Consider the following 20,246-nt stretch of genomic DNA (forward strand, 5'->3'; position numbering starts at 1 on the left):
CGTGGCGGCCGACCGGCCCTGGGCCGAGAGGGGCGGCGTCGGACCTCGACCGCGTCCCTGGAGGTCCCGTCATGAAGCCTGCGTTCCGCGTCGTCGGCGAGTCGCTGATCGACATCGTCCCGGCCCCCGGCGGCGGGCTCCGCGAGCTCCCCGGTGGCAGCCCCGCCAACGTCGCGCTGACGCTCGGCCGCCTCGGCAACGCTCCGGTCCTGGTCACGACCCTCGGCACAGACTCTCGGGGCGAGGCGGTGCGCGCCTGGCTGGAAGACAGCGGCGTCCAGGTGCGGGCTGCGCTGCCCGCCTCAGGACGGACGTCGACGGCGCGGGTGACCCTGGACACGGCCGGGGCCGCGACCTACGACTTCGACCTCACCTGGGACGCGCGCGACGTCGACGCCGCAGACGCCGACGTGCTGCACGTGGGCTCGGTGGCCGCAGTCCTGACTCCGGGCGCCGACGCCGTGCGCGACGCCGTCCGGCGCGCTCGCACCCACGCGGTCGTCTCCCTGGACCCCAACGCCCGCCCCGACCTCATGGAGGACGCCACGGCGGCCCGCGCCCGCGTCGAGGAGCTGGTCGCGCTGAGCGACGTCGTCAAGGCGAGCGACGAGGACCTGCGGTGGTTCTACCCGAGCCAGGACCCGCTCGCCGTCGCGCGCCGCTGGGCGACGTGGGGCCCTGGGCTGGTCGTGGTCACCCAAGGCGGCGACGGATGCGCCCTGGTGCGCCCGGACGGCAGCCACCAGGACGTGCAGGCGCGGCCGGTGGCGGTCGTGGACACGGTCGGTGCGGGAGACACCTTCACCGGCGCGCTGCTGGACTCGCTGGCCGCGATGGGCGTGCACGGCCCGCGGGGCCGTGACCGGTTGCGCGCCCTGTCCGACGCCGCCCTGCGCTGGGCAGCGCGGCGCGCGGGCGCGGCGGCGTCGGTGACGGTCTCGCGCGCCGGGGCCAACCCGCCCGGGCACCAGGAGCTGGCCGCCGTGCTCGGCGAGGTCCGCCCCACGGTCTTCACCGGCGCGCCGGTCGCGGGCATGACGTGGGGATGGACGGGCGTGCGCGGCAGCTGGGAGACGGCGGCCGCGGACCGCTCGATGGACGAGCTGGCCGCCCTCGACGTGAGCTGGGTGGCGCTGGCCTACGCCGCCGAGCAGGCGACAGCCCAGTCGACCGAGATCCCCGTCGCGGCTGCCACGACGGTGACCGACGAGGAGATCCGGCGGGCGGTGCGCGAGTCCCGGGCGCGTGGCTGGAAGGTGTGCCTCAAGCCGGTGGTCAACTGCGCGGACGGCACGTGGCGCGGGCACATCGGCTTCTTCGACGAGGACGTGCCGGGTGAACCGGCCTGGGCGCAGTGGTTCGCCTCGTACACGGCCTTCATCGTCCACCACGCCCGTCTTGCGCAGGAGGTGGGGGCCGAGATGTTCTGCGTGGGCTGCGAGATGGTGCGCGCGGACGCCCACGAGGATGCCTGGCGTGAGCTGGTCCGCCAGGTCCGTGAGGTGTACTCCGGGCTGGTGACCTACAACTGCGACAAGTACCAGGAGGACCGACTGACCTGGTGGGACGCCGTGGACGTGATCAGCTCCTCGGGGTACTACCCGGCGGGGACGTGGGAGGAGCACCTGGACCGCATCGAAGCGGTGGTCGCGCGCGAGGACAAGCCCTTCGTCTTCCTCGAGGCCGGGTGTCCTAGCCGGACCGGGTCCGCGGCGCGCCCCAACGACTGGTCGCTGCTGGGGACGGCGTCGGGCAGCGAGCAGGCGGGGTACCTGGAGGAGATGTTCACCGCCTGCCAGGAGCGGCCCTGGGTGTCCGGGTTCTTCCTGTGGGACTGGCCGGCCGAGCTCTACGCTCCGGCTGACGCCGACAGCGACGACGACTACTGCATGTACGCCAAGCCCGGTGCTGCCGTGGTCCGCCAGGCCTACCGCCAGATGCGTGGGCTCTGACCGGCGCCGAGAACGCTGACCGGCGCCGAGAACGCTGACCGGCGCCGACGAGCGCGGACTAGCTCCGCCAGGCGCCCGCGGGCTCGGACCCGGTGACCTCGTCGACCTCGACCGGTGGGGGAGTGAGCAGCGGGTCGGGGAGCAGCCCGTCGTCGAAGAGCTGGTCCAGGCGGCGCCCCGCGAAGGACGTGCCCAGGAAGATCGGTGCGGAGAAACCGACGAGCGGCACGAGGATGAGCAGCTGCCAGCTCAGCACGAGGAAGGCACCGACCGTGAGCAGGATGGTCGCCGACGTGGCGAGGGAGAGGAAGGGCGCCAGGAAGACGAAGCGCCAGGTGGCCAGCACCCCGTCCCGGAAGCGCAGGCCCACCGCGACGAGGAAGGCCAGCGCGACCGCGCTGACCACGACGACGATGAGGAAGGGCGCGAGCAGCACGCTCGCGAACCGCTCGCCGGCCGCCGCAGCCACGCGGAAGATCTGCAGGTCGAGCGCCGCGAGGGCGCCGAGCACCCAGAACGGCACCCCGAGGAGGTTGGTGCGCCAGAAGTCCGTCCGGTAGCCGTCCCAGAAGTCTCGCAGCAGGTGCTCCGAAGGTGTGCGACGGCGCAGCGCCTCGAGCAGCCGAGCCGCTGCGCGGGTGGCCGGGAAGGCCCCGAGCAGCACGAGTCCGCCGATGGTGCCCACCATCCACAGCACGTTGATGGCCACGAGCTGCGCCGCGTAGCGCAGCACCACCATGACCCGTCCGGCCCAGCCGTACTCCTGCATCCTTCGTCCAATCCGTCTCGTGCGGCGCCGCAGCGTGGTTCTCGTCCGCTGCGCCGCCGCCGAGCTCTAGCGCAGTGCCGGGGACGTGAGCGTCCCCGAGATGGCGGTCTCGTCCGCGGTGTACCCCGTGAAGCACACGGTCTCACGTCCGGCGACCCAGTCGAAGGCGGTGAGCACGACGACGTCCGCGGCGCCGGTGCGCCTGAGGTCGCCGTCCACGACGTCGACCAGGCGGCTCGCGGTGACCGGGCCGGTCGGCCCGGCGACCGGCTGGTCACGCAGGTCCAGCACGTCCCAGACACCGGCCAGCCGCGGGTCCGGTCCGCCGGCGTGGACGGTCGTGGGGACGCCTGGTCCCTCGCCGGCGTAGGGCTGCGGCGAGACTGCGGGCCAGCCCGACGCCGTCCACACCAGCCGGCGCACCTGGGCGGTGTGCTCGGTCGGGTCCTGGGCCAGGCGGACGTGGTGGACCATGAAGTCCGCCGCATCACCTGCGTCACCCGCGTCACCTGTGTCACCTGTGCCATCGGCGGGGACGGTGAGCACCGAGTTGTGCCCGGGGCCGATCCACGCCGGGCCACCGGTCAGCTGATGTCCCACCAGGACCGGGGTGCCCACGGAACCGGGAGGCAGGTCGGTGTCCGTCATGAGGTTGCCGGCGCGGTCGCGGTAGGGACCGGTGATGTGCTCGCTGGTGGCGACCCGGACGTTGTAGGTGGAGAACAACGAGTCATAGCTGGCGAACATGACGTAGCGGTGGGTGCGGGCCTCGGGGCGGTGCACGATGAACACGCCCTCGACCGCGGCCTCGACCGAGTGGGCCCGGCGCGCGATGCAGACGCCGAGGTCGCCCGGTGTCAGAGCGAGCCCGGTCGACGGGTCCAGGCGCAGGGTGTAGATGCCGGAGAAGAAGGACCCGTAGGTGAGCCACGGGGAGCCGTCGCCGTCCCAGGTCACCGCGGCGTCGATGGCGTTCTGCGTCTGCTCCCCGGCCCGCGTGCGGACCACGAGACCGCTCGTGGTCCACGGTCCGGCGAGGCTGTCGGCGACGGCAAGACCGATCGCGGAGGTGTTGGAGCCGAAGGTGGAGGCCGAGTAGTACATGTGGAAGCACGCAGGGTCCCCTGCCGCCCCGGGCCATCGCACGACCTCCGGTGCCCACAGCCCGGGGGCGCCGGTCCAGGCCTGCGCCTCGGCGGGCACGCCGTCCAGCGCGGTGCCGGCCCAGGTCCAGGTGACGAGGTCGGGGGAGGTGCGCACGTGGACGCCGGCCGGCGGGTGCGGTGCGCCGTCCGGGGACGTGCGCGGCCCACCCAGGGCGTCTGTGCAGAACATGAAGTACGTGCCGTCGTCGCCGCGGACCACCGTGGGGTCGTGCGCGTGACGGGTGCCCAGGCTCATGAGCTCGGTGGCGGCCGGACCAGAGACGGTCTGGTCGCCACCGAGCAGAGCGGGCGCGGACGGTGCCGACGCTGTGGTCATGAGATCAGCCCTTGGCGCCGGTCAGCGCGATGGACTCGACGATCTGACGCTGGAAGATGAGGAAGATCGTGAGCACCGGCAGCAGCGCCACGAAGGACGCGGCCATGATGAGCGGGTAGTCCGTCTGGATGGCGTACTGGGCGTTGAAGCTCGCGATGACCAGCTGCAGCGTCTGCTTCTCGGGGGAGTTCAGGTAGATGATCGGCGCGAGGTAGTCGTTCCACACGGCCATGAACCACAAGATGAACTGCGCCGCGAGAGCCGGCTTGATGAGCGGCATGATCATCTTCGCGAAGATCTGCAGGTAGCTGGCGCCGTCGATCTTCGCGGCCTCGATCATCGAGTCCGGGATGGACGTCAGGTACTGGCGCAGGAAGAAGATCATCATGATGTTGCCGAACAGCCCCGGGACGATCAGGGGGAGCAGGGTGTCCACCCAGCCGAGGTTCGAGAACATCATGAACTGCGGGATCATGAGCGTCGGGAACGGGATCATGAGGCCGCCGAGCAGCGCGAGGAACAGCGCGTTCTTGTGCGGCAGGTGGAGCTTGGCGAAGGCGAAGGCCGCGAGCGAGGAGACCACGGTCCCCAGGATCGTCACCGAGCAGGCCACGATGAGGCTGTTCTTGATACCGCTGAGCAGCGGACCGGCGGTCCAGATGCGTGAGTAGGCGTCGAAGATGAAGGGGTCCGGGATCCACTGCGGGGGCAGGGCGAAGACGCCGGCCTTGGTCTTCATGGACGTCGACAACGTCCACAGCAGCGGCGCGATCATGACGATGGACCCGGCTGCCAGGACGATCGTGGCCAGGACGTTGCCCAGCTTGTAGGAGGACTTCGCGGACATCCCGCGTGCGCCGTCCTGGTTGCTGCGCCGGCCGAGGCTGGGCAGCTTCTTGGCCGGGGCGCCGGTCGGGGTGGGGGAGATGAGAGTTGAAGGCATGATGATCCGTTCCCTCGCTCAGTCGACCGAGAACGAGTTGCGGGCGTTGACCCGGAACTGGATGGCGGTGATGGTGAACACGATCAGACCGAGCACCACGGACATCGCCGAGGCATAGCCCATCTGCATGTTCTCGAAGGCCTTCTGCCAGATGTACCAGACGATGGTGGCCGAGCCGAACTCGGGGCCGCCGGTCGGCGTCATGATGTTGATCTCGATGAAGATCTGCGAGCCGCCGATGATCGACGTCACCACGAGGAAGAACGTCACGGGGCGGACCATCGGGAGGGTGATCTTGCGGAACTTCTGGAAGGCGTTGGCGCCGTCAAGGGAGGCGGCCTCGTAGAGGCTGCGCGGCACCGACTGGATGGCCGCCAGGTATAGGAGCATCGAGTAGCCCAGGCCCTTCCACACGCTCATGAGGATGAGGGCGGGCTTGACGGTGTTCTTGTCCATGAGCCAGTTGGGCCCGTCGATGCCGACGATGGCGAGGACCTGGTTGATGAGGCCGTAGTCGCCGTTGAAGGCCCACTGCCACATGATCGCGATCGCGGCGATCGAGGAGATGACGGGCAGGTAGTACACCGTGCGGAAGAACGTCGTCCCGCGCATCTTGCGGTTGAGCGCAAGGGCCAGCAGGAGCGAGACGATCAGCCCGATCGGGATGCCGATCATGAGGAAGAACGTGTTGAACAGCGCCTTGCGGAAGTAGGCGTCGCCGAACATCTTGGTGTAGTTGTCCAGGCCGATCCAGCTCATCACGCCGAGACCGTTCCAGTTGGTCATCGAGGCGTAGACGCTGTAGCCCAAGGGGTACAGCGTGAAGATGAGGAAGCCGATGATCGGGACGGCGACGAAGGCCAGCGCCACGCGGTGCTCACGCTTGTGCAGCTTGGACTTGCGGGGTGCCCCGGGTGAGCCGGTGGCTGTCTGCGGGGTGGTCTGGGCGGAGGCGGATCGCTTCCTGACCGGAGCGCCGACGTCGGTGCTCGTGCTAGCGCCTGAGTGCGCCATCGCAATCTCCCTCGAGTGCGTCGAACTGTGGGGGTGCAGTGCGCCCGGCGACGAGCCGGGCGCACCAGGTGACTCGGAGCGGGAGGCGCTGGGCGCCTCCCGCGGCGGGTCACTTGTTCATCGCGGCTGCCTGAGCTGCCTGCTCGTTCGCGCTGTCGAGGAAGGCCTGCATCTTCGGCTGGGCTTCCTTGACGTAGTCGGCGGCGGTCTGCTTGCCGTCGATCACGGGCTGGATGTTGGTGAAGAACTCGTCGTACCACTCACCGTTGTAGGTGTTGTTGGCGGGCAGAGCGCGCCCGTAGTCCTGGACGATGTCGAGGAACTCCTGCTTGTTGGCAGGCTGGGTGGTGGAGTCCGCGACCCAGGTGTCGGCCATGTCCTTGAGGGTCGGGATCTGGATCCCGGCGTCGACGAGGGACTGCTGGGCCTCGACGTTGGCGGAGAGGTACTCGGCCAGCTTGACGGCCTCGTCGGTGTGCTTGGTCGAGTTGGAGACCGCGATGCCCAGGGTCCCGGTCCAGGTCGCCGTCTCACCGGTCGCGCCGACCGGGTAGGGGATGAGGTCCCAGTCGAAGTCGAGCTCGGCGTAGGTGCTCACGTCCCAGGGACCGACGGGGAAGAAGCCGATCTCGCCCTTCATCCAGCGCTGGTAGGTGTCCAGGGTCTGGCCCTCGGCGATCGAGGGGGTGACGCCCTCGACGTTCTGCAGGTCGGCGAACCACTGGAGCGCCTCGGCGAACTCAGGGGTGTCGACGGTGACCTCGGTACGGTCCTCGTTGATCCAGTCGCCGCCGTTGCTCCACACGAAGGGCTGCAGGTTCCAGTTGACGTTGAGGCCGGTGCCCCACTGGTCCAGGGCGCCGTCGCCGTTGGTGTCCAGGGTGAGCTGCTTGGCCACGGCGACGAACTCGTCGAGGGTGTACGGCTTGTCCGGGTCAGGCAGCGGGATGCCGGCGGCCTCGAACATCGTCTTGTTGTAGCCGAAGGAGAACGGGCCGACGTCCTTGGGGAGGGCGTAGATGGAGCCCTGTCCCTGGAGGGTGCCGTCGTAGCGGTAGGAGTCGACGCCGTAGGCCCAGATGTTGTCCAGGTCGATGGTCTCCGACCCCTCGACGTAGGAGGTGATGTCCTTGATGACGCCGTTGTTGACGTATCCCTGCACGTCGCCGGGGGCGATGTAGAAGACGTCGGGGACCTGGCGGCCGGTGATGGCGGCCTTGAGCTTGGTGTTGTAGTCATCAGCGGTCGTGACGATGATCTTGACCTTGACGTCGTTCGCTGCTTCGAAGGCCTTGACGGCGCCTTCGTAGGCGGCCTTCTCGTCTTCTCCGCCGCGGAACATGAAGGTGAGCTGCTTGGTGCCGTCGTCGCTGCTGGCGTCGCTGGAGCATCCCGCGACGAGCAGGGTTGAGGCGATGATGGTGCCGGCAAGGGCGGCGTGCAGACGTGACTTCTTCATCACGGATCCTCTCGATATCCCACTGGGTGTGTAAGGCCGGACTGTGCCTGTGAACCCACTTCTCACTGCGCGTCGAACCACGGAGTTCGGCTGCGGAGAGAAGATCCATGGCTGGTGCTGGCAACAACCATACGGCTTCAGAGTCGTCTTTGACCTCTCCGATTTACATCGTTGAAGACAAGGTCGCACATGGTTGGCCGCTCGGTCAAGACGTGGCGCCCATCAATTTCTACATCGATGCACAATCGTGAGCAGGAGATGGTCCGAGAGGTGTTGACGTCCACCTCGACGCTGGTGCATGATCCCTCTACAACGATGTAGAACGCGGCCGGTCATGGATCCGGACCGCCGACCCGAGCGCAGCGAGGTGGCTGTCAGCACGAGCGGCACCTGGTGCCGGCTCCCAGCTCCGTCCCTGTGTCACACCTAGGAGAACCATGCTTCCCGTCACCCTGACCCTCGACCCCGCGTTCACGGTCGGACCCGTGCGCCGTCGGACCTTCGGGTCCTTCGTCGAGCACCTGGGCCGCTGCGTCTACACCGGCATCCACGACCCCGAGCACGCCAGCGCGGACGAGAACGGCTTCCGTGAGGACGTCATCGAGATGACCCGCGAGCTCGGTATCTCGACCGTCCGCTACCCGGGCGGCAACTTCGTCTCCGGCTACCGCTGGGAGGACGGCGTCGGTCCCCGTGAGGACCGCCCCACCCGGCTGGACCTCGCCTGGCACTCCAGCGACCCCAACCTCGTGGGCCTGGACGAGTTCATGGAGTGGGCACGCAAGACCGGCGTCGAGCCGATGATGGCCGTCAACCTCGGAACCCGCGGCATCCAGGAAGCCCTCGACCTCCTCGAGTACTGCAACGTCCCCGGCGGCACACACTTCTCCGACCTGCGCCGCGCCAACGGTCACGAGGAGCCCTACCGCATCACGATGTGGTGCCTGGGCAACGAGATGGACGGCCCGTGGCAGATCGGCCACAAGACCGCCGAGGAGTACGCCCGCCTCGCCGCCGAGACCGCCCGCGCCATGCGCCTGCTCGACCCCACCATCGAGCTCGTGGTCTGCGGGTCCTCCTCCTCGGACATGCCGACCTTCGGCACCTGGGAGGCGACCGTGCTCGCCGAGACCTACGAGCACGTCGACTACATCTCCGCCCACGCCTACTACTGGGAGGAGGACGGCGACCTCGCCTCCTTCCTCGCCTCCGCCGTGGACATGGACCACTTCATCGAGTCGGTCACGGCCGCGGCCGACTACGTGCGCGCCGCCGGCAAGCACACCAAGCGGATCAACATCTCCTTCGACGAGTGGAACGTCTGGTACCAGAAGCGCGCGGAGTCCAAGCCGCCGACGGGTGACGACTGGCCCGTCGCCCCGGTCCTGCTCGAGGACCAGTACAACGTCGCCGACGCCGTGGTGGTGGGCAACCTCATCATCTCGCTGCTGCGCAACACCGACCGGGTGCACGCGGCGTCCCTGGCCCAGCTGGTCAACGTCATCGCCCCGATCATGACCGAGCCGGGCGGGCGCTCCTGGAAGCAGACGATCTTCCACCCCTTCGCCCAGGCCTCCCAGCACGCCGTCGGCGACGTGCTGCAGGTCGGCATCGACGCGCCCACCTACGACACGGCCCGCTTCGGCGCGGTCCCGGTGGCTGACGCCGTCGCGACCCGCGACCCCGAGACCGGTGCGGTCTCGATCTTCGCGGTCAACCGGTCGCTGACCGAGGCGACGACCATCTCGGTGGACGTGCGCTCCTTGACCACGGCGGGAGACCTCGAGGTCGTGGAGTCCACGAGCCTGTCGAACCCGGACCACACCTGGGCCGCCACGGCGGACGACTCCACGTCGGTGCTGCCCCGCGACAACGACACCGCCAAGGTGGTCGACGGTGTGCTCACCGTCGAGGTGCCGCCGGTGTCGTGGAACATGATCCGCCTGGGCTGATCTGCGCCGTCCTGTCACATCCGCTCCATCATCCGCTCGCCGCCGCGTCCGGTCTGCCTGGCAGGCCGGACGCGGCTCTCTGAGGAGGTCGTCGTGCTCGTCCGATCCCGTGCCCTGGCCGCTCTCGCGGCGCTCAGCCTGGCTGGCACGCTCGCCGCCTGCTCCTCCGAGGCCGCCGCGCCCGACGTCGGCCCCGCCGCCACCGAGGTGGCCGTCGCCGGAGACCTGCGCACCCACGACCCGGCCCTCGTGGTCGACGACGCCGGCACCGCCGCCACCGACGACGACGTCTGGTACGTCTTCTCGACCGGCGACGGGCGGGTGGGCCTCGGGGCACCGCAGATCCGGCGGTCCCTCGACCAGGGAGCCACCTGGGAGTACACCGGGGAGCTGTGGACCGCCGCGGACGAGCCGTACTGGGCCCGCCAGATCATCCAGGGGGTCGACAACTTCTGGGCGCCGGAGGTCGTCGAGCACGAGGGCACCTACTACGCCTACTACTCGGCCTCGACCTTCGGCTCCAACACCTCCCTCATCGGCCTGTACACCAACACCACACTCGACCCGGACGACCCCGACTACCGGTGGGTGGACCGCGGCGAGGTCTGGCGCTCGGACGGGTCCAGCCCGTACAACGCGATCGACCCCGGGATCGTCACCGACGCCGCCGGGACGCCCTGGATGGCCCTGGGGTCCTTCTGGGACGGGTTGTTCATGATCGAGCTCGAGTGGCCCTCCGGCCTGCCGGTCGGCGCCACGCCGGAGCAGCCGCAGGGCACCGCGGTGCCCGTCCACCTGGCCGACCGCGGGACCGCGACCAACGCGATCGAGGCGCCCTACCTGCTGGCCCGCGACGGCTGGTACTACCTCTTCGTCTCCCGTGACTCCTGCTGCCAGGGCACCAGCAGCACCTACAACATCGCCGTGGGCAGGTCCCAGGACGTGACCGGCCCCTACCTCGACGCCGACGGCGTCCCGCTGCTCGACGGCGGGGGCACGGACGTGCTGGACACCGCCGGGACGATGATCGGCCCCGGAGGGCAGTCGGCGTACGCGGTGGGCGCCACGACCTACCTCGCCTTCCACTACTACGACGAGGAGCTCGGCGGAGACTTCCAGCTCGGCATCCGCGAGCTCGCCTGGACCGAGGATGGGTGGCCGGTGGCGCGCACCGAGGCGGAGCTCGTGGCCCGGGCGGAGCCGGCCGAGTAGAACCGCAGGTCCGGGCTCCGGCGCCCCGGACGGGACCGTGAGGTGCAGGGGCGACGATCGTCCTACGTCTGGCGGCGAAGGCCTTGGTAGACAGGGACCACACGATCCGACCGCCCCGCGCGACGATCGGCCACCGAGCAGGACGAACGAGGAGCACCCGTGGGAGACGTCGGCCAGATCCTGGTCTCAGAGTTCGTGGGTACCGGGATCCTCATGACTCTCGGGGTGGGGGTCGGCGCGAACGTCACGCTCTCCGGGACCTTCGGCAAGGGCGGCGGCTACCTCATGGTCGCCTTCGGATGGGCGCTCGGCGTCTTCGCGGGCGTCCACGTCGCCCACGGGTCGGGTGCTCACCTCAACCCCGCGATGACCCTGGGGATGCTGGGCCGGTCCTTCATGCCCGGCGGACCCGGCGAGTACGCGCCGGGCATCGCGATCACCGGGGCCACGACGCTCGCCTACCTCGTGGCGGAGCTGGCGGGGGCGGTCGCCGGCGCGGTCCTGGCATGGTCGGTGTACCGAGCGCACTTCGACAAGCACCCGGTCGCGCCGGACAAGCTGGCTGCCATGGCCACCGGCCCGGCCGTGCGGTCCCTCGGCCGCAACGCCTTCGGTGAGGGTGTGGCGACCTTCGTGCTCGTCTTCGTACTGCTCCAGCTCGCGCTCACGCCGTCGGCGATCGGCCCGCTGGGCGTGGCTCTGACCGTGCTCGGAGTCGGGCTGGGGCTGGGGGGCGTGACCGGATGGGCGATCAACCCGGCGCGCGACCTCGGCGGACGCATCGCGCACGCGCTGCTGCCCATCCGCGGCAAGGGGAGCAGCGACTGGTCCTACGCATGGGTTCCCGTGGTGGGGCCCATCGTCGGCGGTGTGCTCGGCGGCGTGGCCGCCCAGCTCATGAGCTAGGACGCTCTAGCCGTCGATCCGGTGCTTGATCGTCCGAGCGGCCGACCGCAGGGCCAGGCCGGTCGCCCAGGCGAGGCCCGCCCAGCTGGCGGTCTTGAGGCCGCGCTGGGCCGCGCGGCGTCGGCCGCGGAAGTCGCGGATGGGCCAGCCGATCGTCTTGGCGTGCTTGCGCAGGCGCGGGTCCGGGTTGATCGCGCAGGGGTGACCCACGGTCGAGAGCAGCGGGACGTCGTTCATCGAGTCGCCGTAGGCCGAGGAGGCGTCGAGGTCGATGTCGTAGCGCTCGGCGAGGGCCTCGACGGCGTCGGCCTTGGCCTGGCCGTGCATCATGTCTCCGACGAGGCGGCCGGTGTAGTGCCCGGCCTCGTGCTCGGCGATGGTCCCGAGCGCTCCGTTCGCCCCGAGCCGGCGGGCGATGAGGTCACCGATCTCGACCGGGGTCGCGGTGACGAGCCACACCTGGTGGCCGGCGCTGATGTGAGCGTCGAGGAGCTTCTGGGTCCCGGGGAAGATGCGCAGCGCGAGCACCTGGTCGTAGACCTCTTCGCCGATGGCCACCACCTCGGCGACGGAGTGCCCGGTCATGAGGAAGAGCGCACGGTTGCGGACGTCGTCGATCTGGGACTTCGTCTCGCCGACGGCCAGGTAACGAGCCTGCTGGAAGGCGAAGTTGACGATGTCCCGCTTGCGGAAGAACCCGCGCTGCCACAGTGCACGAGCCAGGTGGAAGGAGCTCGCCCCACGGATGATCGTGTTGTCCACGTCGAAGAAGGCCGCCACGGGTCGCGCGGTGGGGACCGGTGCAGACACCGCCACGGCGGCGAGGCCGGGGACGAGGTCGGCGACCGGCGCGCCGGGCGCTGCGGGGACTGTCGTCTGCCGCCCGGTCACGGGCTCAGCAGCGGTGGGCGCCTGCTGGACGTCGGACGCGGTCTGCGGGGCCAGAGCCGCGTCTGGGCCGGTCCCGAGGTCTGTCCTGTCGATGCGCACACCACCCACTCTATCCAGACCTCTAGGGTTGAGGTCATGAACGCCGAACTACGAGCAGATGAACGGGTCGTCGTGTACACCCGGGAAGGCTGCCATCTCTGCGTCGATGCCGAGGCCGTCGTCACGCGGGTGTGCGCCGCGACGGGCGTCGGGTGGGCCCGCGTCGACGTGGACGACTCGCCCGAGCTGGTGGCGCGGTACGGGGACTACGTGCCGGTGGTCCTCGTCGACGGGGTGCAGCAGGGGTTCTGGCGCATCGACGAGGCGCGGCTGACGCGCCTGCTGTCGCGATGACCCCCACCACGCCGACGGCGCCCCAGCCGGGCGCGGCTCGGACGATCCCGCAGGCCAGCATCGAGCGGCTGCCGGGCTACCTGCAGGTCCTCGACGACCTCGCGGCGCGTGGCGTGCGCGGGGCGTCCTCGGCCGAGCTGGCTGAGCTCGCCGGAGTGGGGTCTGCTCAGCTGCGCAAGGACCTCAGCCATCTCGGGTCGCACGGCACGCGCGGCGTCGGGTACGACGTGGTCCGCCTGCGCGAGCGGGTCCGGGCGGCGCTGGGCGGTGCCCAGGAGCTGCGGGTGGCGATCGTCGGGGTGGGAAACCTCGGGCATGCGCTGGCCAACTACCCCGGCTTCGCCGCGCGCGGCTTCACCGTCGCCGCCTTGTTCGACGCCGCCCCCCAGATCGTCGGCACCGTCGTGGGCGGGGTGGAGGTCGAGGACTTCGCGGCGCTCGCCGACGTGCTGGCGCAGCGGCGGGTGGCGATCGTCGTCATCGCCGTGCCGGCCGAGCAGGCTCAGGCGGTCTGCGACACGGTGGTCGCCGCGGGGGTGCGCGAGGTCCTCAACTTCGCTCCGCGGGTGCTCCAGGTGCCGTCCGGGGTGGCGCTGCGCTCGGTCGACCTGGGGAGCGAGCTGCAGATCTTGGCCTTCCACACCAGCAGCCACCCGTGAGGGCGTGACGGCCGCAGAGACGACGAACCCCCGGGGAGCGTCGTGCGCTCACCGGGGGTTCGTCGGGTGTTCGTCGGCGGCCAGCAGGCGCCGGCAGAGGTGTCAGGCCTTGATGGCGGACAGGTCCAGGTTGATCTTGACCTTGTCGCTGACCAGCACGCCGCCGGCCTCGAGGGCCACGTTCCAGGTCAGGCCGAAGTCCTTGCGGGAGATCTCGGTCTTGGCCTCGAAGCCTGCGCGCGGGTTGCCGTAGGCGTCCACGGCGGTGCCGGTGAACTCGGTCTCCAGGACCACGGAGCGGGTCACGCCGTTGAGGGTCAGGTCACCGGTGACCTCGAAGTCGTCGCCGTCGGCCTTGACCGAGGTGGAGACGAAGGTCCAGGTCGGGTTCTTCTCGGCGTCCCAGAAGTCAGCGCTCTGCAGGTGCGCGTCGCGGTCGGCGTTGCCGGAGTTGACCGAGGTGGCGTCGATGACAGCGGTGACGGTGGAGGACTCGATGTCCTCGCCGACGACGATGACAGCCTCGGCGATGGCCAGGGTGCCCCGGGCCTTGGAGATGCCGGCGTGGCGCACGGTGAAGGTGGCGCTGGAGTGGCTGGCGTCGACGTTGTAGGTTCCGGCGACGAGGCCGGCGGGGAGAGTGGTCGTTGCAGTCATGAGGTGCTCCTGTAAGTCGTGCGTGCGGTGTCGCACCGGGGCCGGCCCGGTGCCGGGTGGATCAGAGGTCCGGCTGACGGTGAACAACTGTCACCTTCAATAGTTGAAAGTTCTACTATGGAAAGGGGGGCGGGCGCAAGTGCGGAGGCCGTACCAGTTGCGGGTGAGATTCGCGGCGAACGACGCGTTCGGCCCGAATCGCCGCGCTGGGGCGCTATCGTCTCAGATTATTGGTACGCCGCACTGGGGTAGCGCGCCGAGCAGGGGGAGGCATCATCATGGCGACGGAAACTACTGAGATCCCGTGGCTCTCAGACGATCAGCAGGTCAGCTGGAGGGCATATCTGGAAGGCTCGTCCCGGTTGGTCGAGGCGCTCAACCGGGACCTCGAGAAGGACTCGGACCTGTCTCTCAACGAGTACGAGGTCCTCGTTCGGCTCTCAGAGAACGCCAGCTGGACCATGCGCATGTCCCACCTGGCGGACAGCCTTGCCCACTCCCGCAGCCGGGTCACCCACACGGTCCGCCGTCTGGAGGAGCGCGGCCTCGTCGACCGGGTGTCCTGCGTGGCGGACGGCCGCGGCGTCAACGCCGTGCTGACCGACGCCGGCTACTCAGTCCTCGTCGACGCCGCCCCCAACCACGTGCGCTCGGTGCACCGCCACCTCGTCGACGTCCTCACCCCCGAGCAGCTCACGGTGCTCGGGGAAGCGATGGAACGCGTCTCGCAGGCCTGCCGCGACTGAGTCGATGCGCTGATCCCGCCAGAAGTTTGCGAGACTTCTGCCATGGCCATCACGACAGTCCACCTCATGCGGCACGGGGAAGTCTTCAACCCCGACAAGATCCTCTACGGACGCATCCCCGGGTACCACCTCTCCGAGCTCGGCCACCTCATGGCCCAGCGCGTCGCCGACCACTTCGCAGCCGGCGACTTCGACGTGACCGTGGTGACGGCGTCCCCGCTGCAGCGGGCGCAGGAGACGGCGACCCCCATCGCCGCGGCCTTCGACCTCGAGCTGGGCACCGACGAGCGCCTCATCGAGGCCGGCAACTACTTCGAGGGCAAGACCTTCGGCGTCGGTGACGGCTCCCTGCGCCACCCCGAGCACTGGCCGCACCTGATCAACCCCTTCCGTCCCTCATGGGGTGAGGCGTACAAGGACCAGGTCGCGCGGATGCACGCGGCCGTGGACACCGCCCGCCAGCAGGCCGAGGGTCACGAGGCTGTGCTGGTCAGCCACCAGCTGCCGATCTGGATCGCCCGCCAGGCCTTCGAGAACAAGCGCCTGTGGCACGACCCTCGCAAGCGCCAGTGCTCCCTCGCCTCGGTGACCTCGCTGCGCTTCGACGGTGACCGCCTCGTCGGGGTCCACTACACCGAGCCCGCTGCGGACCTGCTGCCGGGTGCGCAGAAGGTCTCCGGGGCCTGACGCCCAGGTCGCCTCCCGAGCCGCTCCAGAGCCACTCCCGAGCCGCTCGGGAGGCGACCGACGTCACACAGATCACAGGAGATCTGCACCCAACTTCTCAGAGTTCTCCCAGTCCGGTCAGGGATAGTGGGACGGTGCTCTCTGCAACTCACCCGGCCCCGCAGCCGGACTCTCGCCCCGCCCCCCACCCTGCTCGTCACCCCGCTCCGCGGGCCGCTCGTCGGCGCGGTGTGCTGGCTGTCGTGGCGCTCGCAGGGCTGCTGCTGACCTCGTGCGCAGCGGACTCCGGGAACACCAACCCGAACGACGTCGCTGACCAGGGATACCAGTCCGGGGACGGCAGCCTGCGCACCTGGGCCGCCGACGACCGCGGCGAGGCCGTCGTGCTCTCCGGCACCGACTTCACCGGCGCACCGATCAGCTCCACGGACTTCGCCGACGACGTCGTCGTGCTCAACACCTGGTTCGCCGCGTGCCCGCCGTGCCGCGCCGAGGCGCCGGACCTGCTCACGGTCGCGACCGAGCGGGCCGACGACGGCGTGCAGTTCATCGGCATCAACGGCACCGACGACGCCGGCGCGGCCCTGGCCTTCGAGCGCGAGCACGGCATCACCTGGCCGTCCATCGCCGACACGACCGGATCAGTGGTGGCCTCCCTGCAGAAGGTGGTCCCGGTCCAGGCCGTGCCGACCACCGTGGTGCTGGACCGGCAGGGCCGGGTCGCCGCCCGCGTGCTCGGTCAGGTCGACGCCACGACGCTGGACGGTCTCATCGACGACGTCCTCGCCGAGACCCCGGGAGCCTGATCCCGTCGTGTCCTCGACCCTTCTGCTGACCGAGCCCACCCAGGTGGTCGCAAGCATCGCCGGTTCGGTCGGCACCACCATCTTCAGCGGCTCCATGCTGCTGGCCGTGCCGATCGCGCTGCTGGCCGGCTTCGTGTCCTTCGCCTCGCCGTGCGTGCTGCCGCTGGTCCCCGGATACCTCGGCTTCGTCAGCGGTCTGTCGGCCGCGACCGTCGGTGCGCCCGGTCGCGGCGGGGCCCGCGGCGGCGCGCGGGGTCAGGTCGCCACCGCGCCGTCGGCCGGGCGAGGACGCGTGGTGCTCGGGGTGAGCCTGTTCATCGCCGGCTTCACCTTCGTCTTCGTCTCGATCGGGGTGCTCTTCGGCACCGTCGGGTCGTTCCTGGTGCGGTGGGAGGACCTGCTCATGCGGGTGCTCGGCGTGGTGGTCATCCTCATGGGGCTGGCCTTCCTGGGCGCCATGCCGTTCCTGCAGCGGGAGCGACGGATGCACGTCTCCCCGACGGCGGGCCTGTGGGGCGCCCCGGTGCTCGGCTTCGTCTTCGGGCTGGGGTGGACGCCGTGCCTGGGTCCCACGCTCACCGCGATCAACGCCCTCGCCCTCACGGAGGGCTCGGCGGCGCGCGGGGGACTGCTCGCCGTCTTCTACTGCGTCGGGCTGGGACTGCCGTTCCTGCTCATCGCGCTCGGGACGCAGAGCACCAAGCGCGGGCTCGCCTTCCTGCGGCGTCACCGTCTGGCGATCATGCGGATCGGGGGCACCATGCTCGTGCTCATCGGCCTGGCGCTGGTCACCGGCCTGTGGGGGCAGTGGAGCCGCGCCATGCAAGGGTTCATCGGTGGAACAGGGACAGTGATCTAGTGGCCGAGAAGACCGACCAGCCGGACAACCAGGCGCCCCAGGCGCAGGACCGGTCCTACCGCCCGGAGGGGATCGACGACTCCTTCGCCGGCACCGACGCGGCGCCCGCGAGCGCGCCGCAGATCGGCGTCCGGGGGATGCTGCGCTTCGTCTGGCGCCAGCTGACCTCGATGCGCGTCGCCCTCTTCCTGCTCATGCTGCTCGCCGTGGCGGCCGTGCCGGGCTCGATCTTCCCCCAGACCGCGCAGGCGCCGGCCGAGGTCGCCCAGTACATGCGGGACAACCCCACCCTGGGGGAGTGGCTGCACCGGCTGGGGTTCTTCGACGTCTACGCCTCGGTGTGGTTCTCGGCGATCTACATCCTGCTGTTCGTCTCCCTCGTCGGCTGCATCCTGCCGCGGGTCAAGGCGCACCTGCACAACCTGCGTGACGCCCCGCCGCGCACGCCGCGCCGCTTCGCGCGGTTCCCCGCCCAGGGGCGCCTCGAGCTGGCCGGAGAGCAGACCGACCCCGACGCCGTCGTCGACGCCGCCCGGACCCACCTGCGCCGGCGCTTCCTCGGGCTGCCCACCTTCCGCGTGGTCACCGCGACCGAGGCCGACGGCGCACGCACCGTCAGCGCCGAGCGTGGCTACCTGCGGGAGAGCGGCAACCTCCTCTTCCACATCTCCCTGCTTGGCCTGCTCATCTCCTTCGGCGCCGGGCAGCTGCTCGAGTACCGGGGCCAGGTGCTCATCACCGAGGGCCGCGGCTTCGCCAACTCCGTCGTGGAGTACGACACCTTCGAGAGCGGGGCGCTGTTCACCGAGGACTCCCTGCGCCCGTTCTCGATGACCCTCGACTCCTTCGAGTCGACCTTCCGCATCACCGACGCCAAGGCGCAGGACTTCGTGGCGACCGTCACGGTCCGCGAGACCGACGGCTCTGAGCGCCAGGAGACCATCAAGGTCAACCAGCCGCTGAGCCAGTCCGGGGCCAAGGTGTACCTGCAGGGCAACGGCTACGCGCCCTACGTCACCGTGCGCGACGCCGCAGGTGAGGTCGCGTTCTCGGGCCCGGTCCCCTTCCTTCCCGAGGACGACATGTACACCTCCCAGGGCGTCATCAAGGTGCCTGACGTCTCCACGGGGGAGCAGATCGGCCTCGTCGGCTACCTCCTCCCCACCGCCGAGATCACCGACGACGGTGCGCGCTCGATCTTCCCCGACCCGATCAACCCCGCGCTCGTGCTCACCGTCTTCCGCGGTGACCTCGGGCTGGACGACGGCGTGCCGCAGAACGTCTACCGCCTGCAGACCGACGAGATGACCCAGTCGGTCGAGGAGGACGGGACCCCGGTCACGCTCATCGTGGGCAAGGGGACCACGGTCGACCTGCCGGACGGCCTGGGGACCATCGAGTTCAGCGAGCTGCCCCGCTTCGTCGCCCTCGACCTGCGGTACGACCCGTCCCTGGTGTGGGTGCTCGTCTTCGCCCTCACCGCCCTCCTGGGCGTCTCGGTGTCCCTGTTCACCCCCCGCCGCCGGGTCTGGGTGCGAGCCCGCACCCTGGCGACCGACGGCACCCCTCGTACAGTGGTGGAGGTGGCCGGCCTGGCACGGGGCGACGACATGGGCCTGCAGGGCGAGGTGGACTCGCTCGTCGCGGCGATCAGCCGCCTCGACCCCGCCGACACTGCCGACACTCCTGAACCACCCTCCGCTCAGTCCAGCACCGCTCCCGCCAGCCCTGCTCCTGCGAGCACCGTTCCTGAAAGGCCGTCCGATGAACCTCTCTGAGATCAGCGATCTCCTCGCCTGGGGGGCAGCGACGGCTTACACCGTCGCCATGATCGCCTTCGCGATGGACCTGTCGAAGATGTCCGACGCGATCGGCCAGCGGCAGGCGGAGCGGCGTGCGCAGGTGCCCGTCGCCGTGGGCGCCGGCTCCAAGGCTCCCGCCGCCTCGCCCGTCTTCCCCCAGGACCCCGCCACCGGGCGCCGCACGTCGAAGGCCCTCGGCATCGCGATGTCCACCCTGTGGCTGGGCTTCATGATCCACGCGGTCGCCGTGGTGACCCGCGGCGTGGCCGCCGGGCACGTCCCGTGGGCCAACATGTACGAGTTCTGGCTCACCGGGACCTTCGTGGCGGTGGGAATCTTCCTGCTGCTCCAGCTGAAGATCGACGTCCGCTTCCTCGGCGTGATCATCACCTTCCTCGCGGTCACCTTCTTGGTCCTGGCGCTCAACGTGTTCCACGCGGTGGCCGACGAGGTCCAGCCCGCGCTGCAGAACTACTGGCTGGTCATCCACGTGGGCGTCGCGGTGGGTGGCACGGCGGTCTTCACCGTCGCCTTCGCCGTCAGCCTGCTGCAGCTGCTACGCGACTCCCGGGACCACGGGTCCACCTTCCTGCACGGTCAGGGCACCGTCGTCCGCGGCCGCAACGTCCTGGCGGGCAGGTTCTTCAACTGGCGCTTCCTCGACGCCATCCCCAACCCGGTCGCCCTGGAGGCGCTGAGCTTCCGCCTCAACGCCCTCGGCTTCGTGCTGTGGACCTTCACCATCATCGGTGGTGCCATCTGGGCCGACGGCGCGTGGGGACGTCCCTGGGGCTGGGACCCCAAGGAGGTCTGGAGCTTCATCGTCTGGGTCGTCTACGCGGCCTACCTGCACGCCCGCACCACCCGCGGATGGTCCGGCCGGCGTGCCGCCTACTTCGTCCTGGTGGGCTACGCCTGCGTGCTGTTCAACTTCACCGGCGTGAACATCCTCTTCTCCGGGCTGCACTCATACTCGGGAGTGCAGAACGCGCCCAACTCCTGATTCCTGGCGCGGGCCAGCCGCTCAGCGGCCAGTCGCCGATCAAGACGCCGATGG

19 protein-coding genes are annotated in these 20,246 nt (G+C 69.9%); 12 read left to right on the top strand and 7 right to left on the bottom strand.

Annotation, left to right across the window (positions count from 1 at the left end; genetic code table 11):
• Positions 1-71 precede the first annotated feature (71 nt).
• On the top strand, positions 72-1,952 hold the full coding sequence (locus SS2_RS18280; RefSeq protein ID WP_369405222.1) for a PfkB family carbohydrate kinase: 1,881 nt from the start codon (positions 72-74) through the stop codon (positions 1,950-1,952).
• Between the two features lie 58 nt (positions 1,953-2,010).
• Here the strand turns inward: SS2_RS18280 and SS2_RS16020 are convergent, their stop codons facing one another.
• The 5 genes from SS2_RS16020 to SS2_RS16040 form a co-directional block, all read right to left on the bottom strand.
• On the bottom strand, positions 2,011-2,721 hold the full coding sequence (locus tag SS2_RS16020; protein ID WP_066465951.1) for a YesL family protein: 711 nt from the start codon (positions 2,719-2,721) through the stop codon (positions 2,011-2,013).
• 66 nt (positions 2,722-2,787) lie between these two features.
• Positions 2,788-4,203: an arabinan endo-1,5-alpha-L-arabinosidase gene (locus tag SS2_RS16025; RefSeq protein ID WP_066465953.1), complete on the bottom strand. Its 1,416-nt coding sequence runs from the start codon at positions 4,201-4,203 to the stop codon at positions 2,788-2,790.
• Between the two features lie 4 nt (positions 4,204-4,207).
• The gene (locus tag SS2_RS16030; protein WP_369405223.1) at positions 4,208-5,146 is read right to left on the bottom strand and encodes a carbohydrate ABC transporter permease; all 939 of its coding nucleotides are present in this window, start codon (positions 5,144-5,146) and stop codon (positions 4,208-4,210) included.
• Between the two features lie 18 nt (positions 5,147-5,164).
• Positions 5,165-6,160, bottom strand: coding sequence for a carbohydrate ABC transporter permease (locus tag SS2_RS16035; protein ID WP_083942355.1), 996 nt, complete (start codon positions 6,158-6,160; stop codon positions 5,165-5,167).
• Positions 6,161-6,269: 109 nt separating this feature from the next.
• On the bottom strand, positions 6,270-7,619 hold the full coding sequence (locus SS2_RS16040) for an ABC transporter substrate-binding protein (RefSeq protein WP_066465954.1): 1,350 nt from the start codon (positions 7,617-7,619) through the stop codon (positions 6,270-6,272).
• Between the two features lie 437 nt (positions 7,620-8,056).
• Between SS2_RS16040 and arfA the strand changes: the two genes are divergently transcribed.
• The 3 genes from arfA (at position 8,057) to SS2_RS16055 (ending at position 11,689) form a co-directional block, all read left to right on the top strand.
• Positions 8,057-9,571 (top strand): arabinosylfuranosidase ArfA, encoded by a 1,515-nt coding sequence (arfA, locus tag SS2_RS16045; protein ID WP_066465955.1) that lies wholly within the window; start codon positions 8,057-8,059, stop codon positions 9,569-9,571.
• A gap of 93 nt (positions 9,572-9,664) precedes the next feature.
• Positions 9,665-10,783, top strand: coding sequence for an arabinan endo-1,5-alpha-L-arabinosidase (locus SS2_RS16050; RefSeq protein ID WP_066465956.1), 1,119 nt, complete (start codon positions 9,665-9,667; stop codon positions 10,781-10,783).
• 159 nt (positions 10,784-10,942) lie between these two features.
• A complete protein-coding gene (locus SS2_RS16055; protein ID WP_083942356.1) occupies positions 10,943-11,689 on the top strand; it encodes an MIP/aquaporin family protein in 747 nt (248 codons plus the stop codon).
• 6 nt (positions 11,690-11,695) lie between these two features.
• On the opposite strand, the gene SS2_RS16060 is transcribed toward SS2_RS16055, so the two are convergent.
• Positions 11,696-12,688, bottom strand: coding sequence for an HAD family hydrolase (locus tag SS2_RS16060; RefSeq protein WP_083942357.1), 993 nt, complete (start codon positions 12,686-12,688; stop codon positions 11,696-11,698).
• A 27-nt stretch (positions 12,689-12,715) separates the two neighbouring features.
• On the opposite strand from SS2_RS16060, the gene SS2_RS16065 reads away from it, so the two are divergent.
• Complete coding sequence (locus tag SS2_RS16065) at positions 12,716-12,973, top strand: glutaredoxin family protein (RefSeq protein WP_066465958.1); 258 nt, start codon at positions 12,716-12,718, stop codon at positions 12,971-12,973.
• Positions 12,970-13,632, top strand: a complete 663-nt coding sequence (locus SS2_RS16070) for a redox-sensing transcriptional repressor Rex (RefSeq protein ID WP_066465959.1) — start codon at positions 12,970-12,972, stop codon at positions 13,630-13,632. The genes SS2_RS16065 and SS2_RS16070 overlap by 4 nt, the downstream gene beginning before the upstream one ends.
• 102 nt (positions 13,633-13,734) lie before the next feature.
• Here the strand turns inward: SS2_RS16070 and SS2_RS16075 are convergent, their stop codons facing one another.
• Positions 13,735-14,289: a YceI family protein gene (locus SS2_RS16075; protein ID WP_066465961.1), complete on the bottom strand. Its 555-nt coding sequence runs from the start codon at positions 14,287-14,289 to the stop codon at positions 13,735-13,737.
• A gap of 362 nt (positions 14,290-14,651) precedes the next feature.
• Here SS2_RS16075 and SS2_RS16080 point away from each other — a divergent pair, with 362 nt between their 5' ends.
• The 6 genes from SS2_RS16080 (at position 14,652) to ccsB (ending at position 20,192) form a co-directional block, all read left to right on the top strand.
• Positions 14,652-15,035 (top strand): MarR family winged helix-turn-helix transcriptional regulator, encoded by a 384-nt coding sequence (locus tag SS2_RS16080; protein ID WP_245643663.1) that lies wholly within the window; start codon positions 14,652-14,654, stop codon positions 15,033-15,035.
• Positions 15,036-15,077: 42 nt separating this feature from the next.
• Entirely contained in the window at positions 15,078-15,722 is a 645-nt protein-coding gene (locus SS2_RS16085) for a histidine phosphatase family protein (RefSeq protein WP_066465965.1), read from the top strand.
• A 134-nt stretch (positions 15,723-15,856) separates the two neighbouring features.
• Positions 15,857-16,528, top strand: coding sequence for a TlpA family protein disulfide reductase (locus SS2_RS16090; protein ID WP_369405224.1), 672 nt, complete (start codon positions 15,857-15,859; stop codon positions 16,526-16,528).
• A gap of 94 nt (positions 16,529-16,622) precedes the next feature.
• Entirely contained in the window at positions 16,623-17,387 is a 765-nt protein-coding gene (locus SS2_RS16095; protein ID WP_066466094.1) for a cytochrome c biogenesis CcdA family protein, read from the top strand.
• A complete protein-coding gene (gene resB / locus SS2_RS16100) occupies positions 17,387-19,165 on the top strand; it encodes a cytochrome c biogenesis ResB family protein (protein ID WP_245643664.1) in 1,779 nt (592 codons plus the stop codon). Before SS2_RS16095 ends, resB begins: the two co-directional genes overlap by 1 nt.
• A complete protein-coding gene (gene ccsB / locus SS2_RS16105) occupies positions 19,152-20,192 on the top strand; it encodes a c-type cytochrome biogenesis protein CcsB (RefSeq protein ID WP_066465970.1) in 1,041 nt (346 codons plus the stop codon). The genes resB and ccsB overlap by 14 nt, the downstream gene beginning before the upstream one ends.
• Positions 20,193-20,246: the final 54 nt, after the last annotated feature.

The sequence above is a fragment of the Sanguibacter suarezii NBRC 16159 genome (assembly GCF_001552735.1).
In the GTDB taxonomy this organism is placed as follows: Bacteria; Actinomycetota; Actinomycetes; order Actinomycetales; family Cellulomonadaceae; genus Sanguibacter; species Sanguibacter suarezii.